The 13,317-nt window shown below is 46.0% G+C and carries 11 protein-coding genes; 1 reads left to right on the top strand and 10 read right to left on the bottom strand.

Annotated elements, in window-relative coordinates:
- Positions 1-26: 26 nt before the first annotated feature.
- The 5 genes from AC58QG_RS26340 to AC58QG_RS26320 all read right to left on the bottom strand — a co-directional run bounded on the left by AC58QG_RS26340 (position 27) and on the right by AC58QG_RS26320 (position 6,815).
- Positions 27-1,367 (bottom strand): ABC transporter substrate-binding protein, encoded by a 1,341-nt coding sequence (locus tag AC58QG_RS26340; protein WP_497365063.1) that lies wholly within the window; start codon positions 1,365-1,367, stop codon positions 27-29.
- A 183-nt stretch (positions 1,368-1,550) separates the two neighbouring features.
- Positions 1,551-2,426, bottom strand: coding sequence for a 5'-3' exonuclease (locus AC58QG_RS26335; protein ID WP_497365062.1), 876 nt, complete (start codon positions 2,424-2,426; stop codon positions 1,551-1,553).
- Positions 2,427-2,556: 130 nt separating this feature from the next.
- Positions 2,557-3,099: an NADPH-dependent FMN reductase gene (gene ssuE, locus AC58QG_RS26330; protein ID WP_497365286.1), complete on the bottom strand. Its 543-nt coding sequence runs from the start codon at positions 3,097-3,099 to the stop codon at positions 2,557-2,559.
- A 163-nt stretch (positions 3,100-3,262) separates the two neighbouring features.
- A complete protein-coding gene (locus AC58QG_RS26325) occupies positions 3,263-6,505 on the bottom strand; it encodes a glycosyltransferase family 39 protein (RefSeq protein ID WP_497365061.1) in 3,243 nt (1,080 codons plus the stop codon).
- 82 nt (positions 6,506-6,587) lie between these two features.
- On the bottom strand, positions 6,588-6,815 hold the full coding sequence (locus tag AC58QG_RS26320; protein WP_057315431.1) for a DUF7667 family protein: 228 nt from the start codon (positions 6,813-6,815) through the stop codon (positions 6,588-6,590).
- Between the two features lie 278 nt (positions 6,816-7,093).
- On the opposite strand from AC58QG_RS26320, the gene AC58QG_RS26315 reads away from it, so the two are divergent.
- Positions 7,094-8,848: an alpha-glycosidase gene (locus tag AC58QG_RS26315; protein ID WP_497365285.1), complete on the top strand. Its 1,755-nt coding sequence runs from the start codon at positions 7,094-7,096 to the stop codon at positions 8,846-8,848.
- Positions 8,849-8,872: 24 nt separating this feature from the next.
- On the opposite strand, the gene AC58QG_RS26310 is transcribed toward AC58QG_RS26315, so the two are convergent.
- From AC58QG_RS26310 to AC58QG_RS26290, 5 genes are all read right to left on the bottom strand, one after another.
- On the bottom strand, positions 8,873-9,061 hold the full coding sequence (locus tag AC58QG_RS26310; protein ID WP_497365060.1) for a hypothetical protein: 189 nt from the start codon (positions 9,059-9,061) through the stop codon (positions 8,873-8,875).
- The gene (locus AC58QG_RS26305) at positions 9,045-9,173 is read right to left on the bottom strand and encodes a hypothetical protein (RefSeq protein ID WP_497365059.1); all 129 of its coding nucleotides are present in this window, start codon (positions 9,171-9,173) and stop codon (positions 9,045-9,047) included. Before AC58QG_RS26305 ends, AC58QG_RS26310 begins: the two co-directional genes overlap by 17 nt.
- Positions 9,174-9,535: 362 nt before the next feature.
- On the bottom strand, positions 9,536-11,107 hold the full coding sequence (locus AC58QG_RS26300) for an alpha-amylase family glycosyl hydrolase (RefSeq protein WP_497365058.1): 1,572 nt from the start codon (positions 11,105-11,107) through the stop codon (positions 9,536-9,538).
- Entirely contained in the window at positions 11,104-11,952 is an 849-nt protein-coding gene (locus tag AC58QG_RS26295) for a sugar ABC transporter permease (RefSeq protein ID WP_497264409.1), read from the bottom strand. Before AC58QG_RS26295 ends, AC58QG_RS26300 begins: the two co-directional genes overlap by 4 nt.
- Positions 11,949-13,262, bottom strand: a complete 1,314-nt coding sequence (locus AC58QG_RS26290) for a carbohydrate ABC transporter permease (protein WP_497365057.1) — start codon at positions 13,260-13,262, stop codon at positions 11,949-11,951. The genes AC58QG_RS26295 and AC58QG_RS26290 overlap by 4 nt, the downstream gene beginning before the upstream one ends.
- Positions 13,263-13,317: the final 55 nt, after the last annotated feature.

The following is a 13,317-nucleotide window of genomic DNA, read 5'->3' as shown; positions in this document are numbered from 1 at the left end:
TGGGTACCTGTTTTTAAAATTTCATGTTACTTTTTGTTTTTGTCCAAAATTGCTGTTGCATCCTTACGGAAAGAGACAGCCGCTTCTTGAACCGTTATTTTCTTGTACATTATTTTCTCAGCTGTATCTTTTAGCAGCTTCTCGACTTCGATGGAGCCAACTGGGTTTGGAGGATCCATTGGCGCACTGTTTTTCTCAGCCCAAGCGACATAGTCAAATACTTTTATTTCATTAGGGCTTAACAGCGGTTTCAAAGCTTCTTTCACTTTGGATGCTACAGGTACGCCGCGCTCGCCTTTAATGATTTTATTCGCTTCAATATCATTGATCCAGAAATCAATAAATTTTGCCGCTTCTTCTTGTACTTTGGAACTGCTTGATACGGACCAGTACATACTTGGTTTCAAGAATAACCCTTTGTTTGCATCAGGACCTGGCATTGGCTGCAGGACAAGCTCACGTTTCGATGCTGTAGCTAGACCAATGAATTGATTCGACCAACCATTGGAGGAAATGGAATTACCCAATGTCAACTCGTCATCTTCTGGCGTGCCTTTCTTTTGCGCAGCCTTATCAAGCGCCAACACACTTCCAGCGTCATAATATTTCTGAGAGCGAGTGAAATAATCAACAAACAGCTTATCGTCGGTATAACCAAGGGCTGTCCCTTCTGCGTTATACATTTTTTGACCAAGTGTACGCAGGTAATAAGGGAAGAAAACGTCATCTCGGAAGCCGCCTGTGATTTTGCCCGCAGCTTTCGCTTTTGCAGTAATCGCATCCATATCATTCCATGTCCAGTTCTTTTCAGGAGGCGTAATATTTGCTTTTTTCAACATCTCGAAGTCCATGATACTGGTCAAAGCATTAACGCCTAAGTTCATAGCTACGAGCTTCCCGCCTACTTGACCACCTGAAACAGCATTTGGACTAACGTCATCCACGTTAAGTATTTTACTCTTCGTGAAAGGCGTCAAATCCGCCAGTTGGTTTCTTCCACCGTATTGCGTCAAATAAGAGATGTCCATTTGTATAATATCTGGAAGTTGATTCGCAGCAGCTTGAGGAGCAAGCTTTTTCCAATAATCATCGAAGGCCGCATATTCAGCTTCAATTTTCACGTTCGGATGTGCTTTCTCATACATTTCAATGACTTTAAGCGTATAATCGTGCCGAGCTTGACCGCCCCACCAGGCCATACGAAGCTTTACTGGGTCCTTACTTGCACTTACTGTTGCACTAGGAGTCGTTGTTGTTGTTGGCGCTGTTGTAGCTCCTCCACTTTGGTTACTAGAAGTACCCGAAGAACAAGCGGTTGCTGTGAAAATCATGGATAATGACATTAATGTGACTACTGCCTTTTTCATGTTTTTTCTCCCCTTTGTACGTACATTTCAGAAACCGTAATCGCTTACATTTCTATTATCTGCTATAAATTAACATTCGGTAATCAAAAAAACCGTTATCTTTGTTCAATTTTCCGTTTCAGCTTATCGTGAAACAGAAAAAAGACAGTACCTCGTTACAGGTACTGTCCCCTATATGATGTCTTATCCGATCAATCTCATTAGACCTTTATATTCTAACTCCTCGAACTTGCTAATGACCTTCTCCCGCTCCATCGCCCACGCGCAATCTTCAAGTGCACAAGCAACTGGCGCATCCAAGCGAATTGTCGCCAAATCAAGCGATAGATGAAGCATTTCCAGCTCAGCCTCAATCTTAGCCCTTACACCTTTCGGAAGTGCGGCTAAGTTTTCTAAGATACCTGCAATGTTCTCGTACTCATTGAGCAGCTTGGTTGCCGTTTTCTCCCCAATCCCTTTGACCCCAGGATAATTATCCGCTGTATCTCCAGTTAACCCCTTCAAATCAATGATTTGTGCTGGTGTTAGGCTCTTCTCTTCCATGAGCGTTTCTAGTGTGTACACCATATAGTTAGATTGCCCTTTTTTCATAATAATGACTTCCGTGTTCTCATTTACAAGCTGAAGCATATCATGATCACCCGTTAGGATCTGCACTTTCGTCTCTGAGCTGTATGTACGAGCCAATGTGCCGATACAATCATCAGCTTCATAGCCTGCAACGCCTACATTCGGAATATTAAAGCTAGCTGTCACTTCTTTGACCAGATCAAATTGTGGGATTAACTCCTCGGGAGCAGGTCCGCGATTCGCTTTATAGGCTTCAAATTTCTCCGTACGGAAGGTCTTGCTTCCCATATCCCAACAGCACACAACGTGAGTCGGTTTGAAGGTTCCGATCGCATCGAGCAAATATTTCAGAAACCCGTATACACCGTTGATCGGCACGCCTTTTTCGGTTCTCATAATATAACCGCTAGATGAAGTAGCGTAAAAACCGCGAAACAATAACGCCATGCCGTCTACAAGCAGCACAGATTCAGATGAATTTTGTGACATTTTCATTTGCTCCCATTCCTATGAATATATGAATTCGATACGAGTAGTATAGCACGGGACAAGGGTTGCAGACACGTAAAACCCGCCATCAGTAAAAGTTACCAATGACGGGTTTGTAGGCGTTATGCGTTTAGCGGCTCGTATGCCATTTGATTTCCTGGATGAATTCCGTTAGGGATTCGTTCAATCGTGCGGAGATTTCATCATCGAGAATCGCTTGTCCTTGTTCGCTCCATGTCACTTGTTTATCAAGCACGTATACACCTTGCAAAATGTTCTGTGCGCCAAGGACAGACAGAACCGGTTTAAGCGCATAGTCGATCGCCAGCAAATGTGCGTAAGTTCCGCCAACCGCTAGTGGAAGTACAATTTTACGCTCAAGTCCTTTTTGCGGTAATAAATCCAGGAAAGCTTTCAATACGCCTGTATAGGAAGCTTTGTAGACAGGTGTGGCTACGAAAACAGCATCTGCCTCAGCCACTCGCTTGCTTGCATTCACAATTGCCTCGCTATCGAACTTGGCATATAACAAATCCTCAGCAGGCAGGTCGCGAACTTTGATCCAGTCTACTTCCAGACCAGCTTGTAGAAGCACGCTTTGGGCTGCTTCAATTACACCATGTAATCGTGAGGTTGGGGTTGGACTTCCTGAAATGATGACTACCTTCGCCATTTGATTCACTCTCCATTTGCAATGTGTGGTAAAAAAAGAGACTCCGCTACCATGTGTTCGATACATAGTGGGAGTCTCCTGCTGTTCGGTCGACTTTTTTAATTCATAGTAATTCACTTGGGATTATATTACCATGGCTTATGAGTGTCGTCAATCCGTTGGTTTAAAAGAAATTCCAGCCCGGCATCCACCGTAAAAAGAACGAGTATTTAGACGGTATAATCATCCCTGATAGAATCGGATAGAACAGCGCGAAAAGCACGAAGACCGCAGCTAAGTAGCCGTATACCCATCTTCTTTTGTGCAAAGGACCTTGTTCTAGATAGTCCTTGATGTAATAGGTCAAGATCAGTACTAGGAACGGTACCATAGCAAAATAGTGGTAAATAAACGTAAGTCGCGGCACCAACATCCATGGCAAGTACTGTGAGCAGTAGGCAATTAGCAGCATGCGCAGCAATTTATCCTTGCGTTTGAACGCGAGATAGAAGGACATCAGCACGGCAATAAAGCCTGGCCACCACACCAGTGGATTACCGAATGAAACGATGCTCGAAAGCATGCCCTGCGGCATCAGCTTCGCTTGGTAGTACCAGATCGGGCGTATCATCATCGGCCATTCCCACCATGGTGAGGAGAACGGATGCGTGGCGACGAGATCCTTGTGGTATTTGTACATATGTACCTGATAAGTCACAACATCTTTCAATTGATGTCCAGGACCTGGAACCATCATGAAAGGAATATAAGATAATGTATAAACACCTAACGGCACAATAACAAACATGAGTACGCACCAGAGCAAGGTAAGCAAGGTGTTTCGTACGAAAACCTTTTGTACACGTTGGAGCTTCGTAGATTCCTCTACGGAGAGAAGATCTTCATAAACCCCCTCAATCTCCTCCAATTCAGGTTCATCACGACTGTTCTCCCTCAGTACTCGCTTGGCAAATTGGTATTCTCTAGACCGCTCCCAGAGTGAGATGAACAATAAGACGGCTAAGCCGGCACCGCCATAAATGACGATCCATTTAGAAGCAGCACCGATGCCGAAGAATAAACCCGAAAGTCCCAGTGGAATCAGCGTCGTCCAAAGCTTTTCGCGGAAGAAGCTCAATGTCGTATACCGATACATGAAATAGAACATCAGCATGATGAAAAATACACCATACACATCAATCGTGGAAATTCTTGTTTGCGCAAAGTGCATGAAATCAAAGCTCAGTAAGAAGGCAGCAATAAGGGCATATTCGGAGCGGCCAAACATCCGCTTAGCGAACACATACATAATAGGAATCATACCAACACCGAATAAAGTACCGATAATACGCCATCCAAATGGATTTAAACCGAATACATAAATACCGATAGAAATAAATATTTTGCCTAGTGGCGGGTGCGTGCTTTCATATGGCTCGATCTTGTGGAGATGCTCGTAAGCCGTTCTTGCATGATAGATCTCATCGAAATACGTACCATTCATATAGGTAGGCGTATATGGGACGACACTTGCTTCATCAAATAAATGAGCCGTTTTCCCCTTATCAGAGGCGTCGACATCTATTTCCTTTACGCTAGCGATCGGTAAAGGCGTCGTTCCCCCTTCTCCGAAAATCCCGATTTCATGAAGATGCAGCTTAGCACTCTCTTGCGTGTCGATCACAATTTTCACATAACGAGCTTCTTTATTGGCTTCAACAGTATGCCAGGTGAACACCTTCGTATGGTCAGATTTAACCGCCATGGCGTCCTGCCACTGCTCACCATCATTCGAAAACCAATAGGAATAGGCGCCTTCCCCAACACCAGCAAAACTATTAATACGTGTAATCTGGTGCGAACCGCCGAGATCAGCAATGACCGTCTCTCCTCCACGTGTTGGTTGCCAGAAAGTCGTTGGATCCTTATGCCCGCCGAGATGGAACAGTGCAATGATCGCATAGACCACCACAAGAGCGCCTAAATATAAGAAATCTTTACGTGTGAAGAAGCGTCCGCGCTTACTTCTTTCTATATGATCCTCTGTAGGATGGAAAATCGCCTTCCACAGCGAGGTCTCTCTTACATTCGTTGCTTTCACTTGGGGGTCATCATCCACCTGAAACACGTCAACCTTGTCTTCAATCGGAGGTATTGTCTCCTCCACAGTGCCATCCTGATCTGATTTCACGAAAAGCCTCCATCCCAATATACATGCATAGACAAACATCATAACATTGATCCCCGAAACCGTCAGCATCAAAGGATTATATCGCGGAATGTGATAGTCCTGATGAAAGCTCCGCAAGAGCACATCGCCGATATTGATAAAATGCGTGATACTGAAGCCGATAAAAAGCCATAAAATCCGGCGATCCTTTATATAAATAAAGCTCGTTAAGGCTAGCAATAGACCATAGTGCAAATAACGCTCGTGCATTTTGGTCATACACATAAACATGGCTGTAATAAATAAGAAGGAAATATACAACACGGCACCGCGCCGCTCCTTACCCAGCCAGTAGAGTAGACAGACATAAAGAATGGACAACACCATCAATACAAGCCCGATCCATTTATAGGACAAATGCAAGAAACCGCTGTTGATGTCCACGAAATTCCCGCCAATCAGCGCGAACAGATTAAACGCGTTGAGCGACGCATACGGATAAGAAGCTAAAGTACCCGAATACAATTCGATCATCCAGCCATAGCCTCTGCCCACTGCGAAAGGAAGTGAAAGAACGGCCATTGTGGCTACGCCTGTCAACACGCTAAGCAGCCAAACCATCAAATTGCGTGCCCGTATCACATCGATTAATAGGAAGATGCCGAACAGCAGAGCTTGAGGTTTAAGTAGCAGAGCAAGTGCAATAAAGAAGGCCGCTTGAGGCAGTTTGCCTTTCATCTGCATCAATAATGTAGCAACAATAAACAGCATGAAAAAAGAATCTACCTGTCCCCATACCGCGGAATTCGCCCAAATGGCTGGGTTGAAGGCAAATAGAGCAGCAATCCAGAGCGCCTGCTTCCATGTTCGTGCACCCTCGTGCTTACTGATCGCTAGTCGAAATAACAGATAAATAGTTCCGAGATCCGCAAGGATTGCGGGTAGCTTGAGAATGAGTAAGGAGCTCCCACTCTCCCAAGGAATCGACAGCTTATGATGTAAAAAGCCCACAACGTATAGGACATACATGTAGCCAGGAGGATAATCCAAGAAATAATCTTTGGCATTCGTATATAGGTCCTTTAACCCTACCGTATAAGCGCGATCTGCCCACGCCATGAACGTTCGCACGTCCGTATCATATCCCACCCAAGTGGGGGCCAAAACAAGTCTAAGTATGAGGGCAATCACAAGCATGAATCCTAATAGAAAGAACGTATAGGGAGCTACTCCCCGTTGCTTGAACCAGCTGACCATGCGACATCTCCTTAGCTTTGAACTATCCTCATTATACCTGTCCACACTCTTGCAGAAAAGGAAAAAAGCACCGACGCTAAGGTCAGTGCTTGGGTTCAATCTTTTCGATGCGCTCACAAATGTCATGCAACCACTCATAATCCCCTGTTAGGGAAGCGCAGAGCGATAAATTTTCTAATTTTAACCGGTTCCATACATAAGTCGCGTTCGCTTCCATGCACAGCATTAATTCCTCTTGCTCGCCTCGAGTTAACTCTCGGGCTCTACGTAGTGTCCATAATTCCGCCATACGTTGATGAACGGCTAACATCGTTCTTAGCCCCCTGCTCCGTGAAGTCGCTTTCATTAGCTAGTATGGACAAAGTAAAGAGTCTCGAAACAGGAGGCTTTTACGGCAAAAGGAAAAAGTTCTAGACCGGAAAGGAAAAAGTTCTAGACCCGATGCGTTTATTTTCTTATAATAAAACTAATATAAAGGCAATGCTACCTAACAGGTACAACCTCGGATTCGAATCATTCGAATGCAGGTCAGTACCTGTTTTTTGCGTTTACTTTTACAATTACCCAGAGGGGGCTTATTTGATGTCGATGGTCATTGAAGCGGTCTATCACCGCCCGAAATTAAACTGGTCTTATGCCTATGACGAGAAAACCGTACATATAAGAATCCGAACGAAACGGGATGATGTGAAAAAGGTTTATGTGTATGCAGGCGATAAGTACGCTTGGGAGCGCACTTCCGATTATTTCGAAATGCGCATTTTAACAAGTGATGCGTTGTTTGACTATTGGGAAGCGGCGATTCAGCCGCCTTATCGGCGCTTGCGTTATGGTTTTCAGCTGCAAAATGGGAAAGAAAAACTCTGGTTAACAGAGCAAGGTTTTTTTCCAAAGGAACCAGAGGATTCCACCGGAATGTTTGAGTATCCTTTCCTTAATCCTGCAGACATTCTCAAGCCGCCAGCTTGGGTGAAGGATGCTGTGTTTTATCAGATTTTTCCTGAACGTTTTGCAAATGGCGATCCAAGCTTAGATCCTTCCAATGTTGAGCCTTGGGGCGGTAAGCCCACTCCTACGAATTTCTTTGGCGGGGATTTGTTAGGTGTGCAGCAGCACTTGGATCACTTATCTGAGTTAGGCATTACTGCGATATATTTCACGCCGGTTTTCGAAGCGACAACCAATCATAAGTATGATACTAGGGATTATAGGAAAGTAGATCCTCAATTCGGAACCAACGAGACTTTAAAAGCGTTAATCGAAGCTTGCCATCGTCGGGGGATCCGCGTGCTGCTAGATGCCGTATTCAATCATTGTGGACATACCTTCCCACCGTTCGTCGATGTTATGGAAAAAGGAGCTGACTCTGTCTATGCAGACTGGTTCCATGTCAGAGAATGGCCACTTCGTGTTGATGACGAAGGTATTCCGACTTATGAGACATTTGCCTTTGAGCCGATCATGCCCAAACTGAATACAGAGAACGAAGAGGTCAAAGCCTACTTGCTGGAGGTCGCTGAATTCTGGGTAAAAGAAATCGGCATCGATGGCTGGCGCCTCGATGTTGCCAATGAAGTCGATCACCACTTCTGGCGTCAATTCCACGATAGGGTGAAACACATCAATCCGGATGCTTATATCCTCGGTGAAATCTGGCACGATTCTATGATGTGGCTGCAAGGCGACCAGTTCGATGCAGTCATGAACTATCCGTTCACGACGGCGGTGCTCGACTTCGTAACCACGGGTAAGCTCGACGGCTACGGCTTCGCTAATGCGATTGGCGCCCAGCTGGCCAGTTATCCGCAGCAAGCGAATGAAGCTGCGTTCAATCTGCTGGACAGCCACGACACACCTCGCCTGCTCACGCAGTGTGGCGAGGATAAACGCCGGATGAAGCTAGCCGCGCTGCTTCAGTTCACTTTCCCGGGGACGCCGTGTATTTACTACGGCGACGAGGTCGGGCTTAGCGGCGGCGGCGACCCCGATTGTCGCCGCTGCATGGAATGGGACGCGTCCTTGCAGGACCGCGACCTGTTCGAGTTCTACCGCAGGCTCATCGCCCTGCGGCGCAGTTCCGAAGCGCTGCGCACCGGCGCATTGCGCTTCCTGCACGCCAAGCCGGGCGATGCGCGGCTTGTGCTAGAGCGCGTTAACGAAGATGGTGAGCATCTGCTCATCTTCGTTAACGCAGGCAGACGCTCTGCGCAGCTGAGCGTCAAGGTCTTCGGCGAGCGCCGCTGGCGCGATGCGCTCGAGGGCGGCGCCGCGGCCGAGCCGGTCGGCGGCAAGCTGCGGCTGCAGCTGCCGGCGTACGGCTACGCTGTGCTGCGCGCGGAGTAGCCGCTTGGCATAGCCGCGGGAAGTTTACTGACTTCCCGCGGCTCCCCAATCTGCAAACGTGTTTTTCATCACTACGGGGCTCATTTCTCGTGTTTCCCTCTCTGTAGTGATGAATTTCATCATTACAGCGCACTCTTCTCCCTCTTCCCTCTCTGTAGTGATGAATTTCATCATTTCAGCAGGAAATTCAGAGGTTTCATGCCCATCTTTCATCTGTAAGCGTGTTTTTCATCATTTCAGCGCACTTGTCTCGCGTCCCCTCATCAATAGTGATGATTTTCATCATTACATCAGGAAATTCAGAGGTTTCGTGCCCTTCCTTCATCTGTAAGCATGTTTTTCATCACTACAGCGCACTTTTCTCACGTTTTCCTCTCTGTAGTGATGAATTTCATCATTACAGCAGGAAATTCAGAGGTTTCATGCCCTTCCTTCATCTGTAAGCGTGTATTTCATCACTACTCCGCACTTTTCTCACGTTTCCTCATCTGTAGTGATGATTTTCATCATTACAGCAGGAAGTGAGGGGATCGTTCTCATAGACGATAGATAAGCTCGTTTTCCAAGCCTATCACTCTCGCTCGCTCTACTTAAGCCCCTTTTCCAAGCCTATCTCTCCCGCTCGCCCACCACACAAAAACCCCCATCTCCGCACACAAAGTGCCGACGATGGGGGTTCCAATTCCTTTACTTCTTCAAAATCATACTCGAATAAGCAGGCACAACCAGCTTATTCCCATCCATTTTCCAACCCTTAACCGTGAACCGTTTTACCTTCGTAAAACCGGTATTCACTTGTTCCTCACTCAGATCCAGCACTTGCTCCTGGCCCGAAAGGTTATGAACAACAAGGAGCGCTTCCTTAGCTTCGCCTCTCACAAAAGCCGCGATGTGCTCATTACTCGCCTTAAATTCAGTGATTTTCCCGCCCTGCAGAGCAGGCTCCTCATTTCGCCATTGAATCAGCTTTTTATACTGGTTCAGCAGGGAATTGCCGTCTTTCAGCTGATCTGCCACATTCGGTGCATCTTCCTTATTGTAACGCGGAGCTTCCCAAGTGGTCTGCCCAACACCGCCCGAAGCGGTCCAATGTATCGGCTCACGCAAATACTCGTCCGGCTTCATTCCCAGCATGCCGATTTCTTCGCCGTAGTAGAGAAACGGGTTGCCTGGCATGGTTAGCAGCAGCGCCGCGGCCATTTTTGCATGGTCCACATTGCCTTGTAACGCACTCATCACCCGCGTCTGATCATGGTTGGACAGGAATGGCGCATCAATGAATTTGCCGCCAGAGGTTTTGTCATATAAGCCGTATGCCCTTTCAAGGGTAAACGCGATGTTCCCTGCGGTCTCGGAATTCGCTGAGCTAATCAGTGTTTTCGCCAAATCGAAGTTAAACCCAGAATCGAGCGCATTGTCCAAGTAAGGCGCAATAGTGGCAATACTATCCCAAATTTCTCCGACCACATAGGCATGCTCTTTCACTTCCCGCAGACCCGCGCGAAATTCTTTCCACCAAGCTACATTTTTCAGCGAGGTTTGAGGATCCTTTTTGGAATCCGTGAAATCTTCATACACATGCTTAGCCGCGTCTAAACGGAAGCCATCGGCACCTTGCCCCAGCCAGAATTGGCCGACCTTAATCATTTCCTTGCGAACATCCGCATTGTCAAAATTCAAATCCGGCATACCTTCCCAGAAAATACCGAGGTAATGGCTGCCATTCTTAAGATGCCACGCCTTGTCTCCAGCGGCACTTTGCCCTGAAGCAGGTTTGCCTTGATCCTCCGCCCATGTATACCAATTGCGATAAGGACTGTTTTTATCTTTTGCAGCTTCAATGAACCAAGGATTCTCGGAACTAGTATGGTTCGCGACCAAATCCATAATAACCTGAATACCGCGTTTATGCGCCTCTTTGGTTAATGCCTGAAAATCAGCCATCGTACCAAACTCAGGATTAATTTGATAATAATTTGTCACATCATAGCCGTGATAGCTAGGTGAAGTCATGATCGGCGTTAGCCAAATGCCTTTGATCCCCAGATCCTTTAAATAGTCGAGTTTGGCCGTAACCCCATTCAGATCACCGACCCCATCGCCATTCGAATCTTGAAAAGAACGAACAAAAATCTCATAAAACACGCCATGGTTACTGCCGCTTGCCTCGTTCCCCATGTCTTTCGAGCATCCTGTCACTATCAGCACAAGAGCCATCCCGAGCATCAAGATTAGATTCAGCCTACGAAATCTACTCATCCTTTCGAGGCTCCTGCCGTTAAGCCATCAACGAGGAAGCGTTGTAAAAATACGAATAGTATCGTAATCGGTAAGGCAATTAAGACCGACCCTGTCGCAAATAACGCAAAGTTACTGCTTTGTTCCTTATCAACCAAGTCGAACAAGCCAACAGCGACGGACCAGTGATCTTTGGAACGCAACACGACTTTGGCCAAAATAAAATCGACCCACGCACCTGTAAAGGACATTAATGCGACATAGGTTAGCATTGGCCGGGACAAAGGCAGCATGATTCTTGTGAAAATTTGCAGGTTCGATGCGCCATCAATACGTGCCGACTCCTCCAAACTCCGTGGGATCGTATCAAAAAATCCTTTCACCACAAAAGCTTGCAGCAACCCAGCTGCCGAATAAATAGCTACAAGCGCATAAATGTTATCAAATAATTTCAATTGCAGTAGTAAGACATAGAAAGCAGTTAAGCTCATGAACGTTGGGAACATACTCAATATGAGTACACCCGTCATGATTGTTTTTCTGCTTTTGAAGCGGAACCTGGACAAGGAATAACCACTGATCGTCGTTAGAATCGTCGAGAAGATCATCGTCAATGTGGCGATTTTCAGCGTGTTCCAATACCAGGTTGTAAATTTAAAACGCGTCGAAGTTAATAGCTCGTGATAGTGGTCTAAGGTTAAGCTTTTCGGAATCAGAGTTGGACTATACAGCGCAGCACCTGGCCGGAAAGAGGCTAGGACGACCCAAAGCGCAGGATAAATGCAACAAATCGCTATAATAACCAGCACGATATAGCTTAGAAGCAGGCCGAAGGTGAATTTGGATTTTTTGCGAGTTGTACTCATTGGATCATATCCTCCTCTTTGAACGAGCGCGTCTTCCGATAGCTCCAGATGGAAAGCGAAGCAATCATAAAGAAGATGATAATCCCGACCGCTGCCGCGATATTGTACTTCTGTTGATCCAACGTCAGTTTATACAGCCAAGTCACTAGTAAATCTGTACTTCCGCCATATTGGAATTTACCGTTAACTGGATCACCTTTGGTCAATAAGAAAATAACGTTAAAGTTATTGATGTTACCTGCAAATTGAATGATCAGTAATGGCGCTGTTGTAAATAAAATGAACGGCATCGTGATGAGACGAAACTTCAGGAATGCCGATGCTCCATCTACCTCTGCAGCCTCATATAGATCTTTGGGAATCGCGGTTAATACGCCCATAATGAGAATCATGGAAACCGGAATACCAACCCACATGTTGACGATAATTACGGTAATCTTCGCCATCGTGGGATCTGTCAGCCAAGGGAGCTTGCCTAAGCCGAAGTAGCCCAAGTATTGATTAATCGGACCAAATTGTCCGTTAAACATATTTTTCATAACCAATAAGGAAACCAACTGCGGAATCGCATAAGGAATGATGAAAATCGTTCTCCACATGCCTTTTAGGCGAATGCCTTTTTGATTTACAAGTAAAGCTACCAGCACTCCACCCATGTAAGTAGTAAAAGTAGCCACTACCGCCCAAATAATGGTCCATCCTAAGATGTGGAAAAAGGAATAGCTCCAAGTTTTGAACATAATCAAATCATGAAACGTTCGGAAGCCAACCCATTTCAGTACCTTCGCTGGCGGTAGATTATCGGGGCCTGAATAATTAGTGAAGGCAATTAATATTGTGAAAATAATCGGCAAAATCGTTACGAACAACACACCGATGATAGGAATGGAGAGGAAAATCTCCGGAAAACGCTTATCTAACACATGTCGCACAGATTGCACAAAGTTCGCGGTCTGCTTACCCTCTTCCCGCTTCTTCCCTGTTAGGTAAGCGTCTTTAATACTCATCACATACACGACAGCGAAGAGGAAAAGCAGCAGCAATGTAATCAATCCACCCAACATCAGGAAGATGGAATGATCCCCTTTCACTGTCTTTGCAACACCATTTATCGTTTCAAAATGGGTTGGGGTTTTCCCCAGTGTAAACAGTCCCCAGATCGCGTGACTCAAGTTTTTGATAAAATAATTGAGTCCTACAACTTCGATCAGAAGCAGGAGGAGCCCTTTCATATACTGGCGATTATACAATTGTCCAAGGCCAAGACTAATTACAGATAAAGCAGCCGCCATGCGACGATGAGTTCCCATTTTCTTCAGCCAGCTCCTTCCCTATCCTAGAATGGAATCACCCGCCGATTCCTCG

This window comes from Paenibacillus sp. J22P169 (assembly GCF_059691995.1).
Note: the sequence above shows the minus strand (reverse complement) of the source record. Positions and strands in the feature narration are given on the sequence as shown.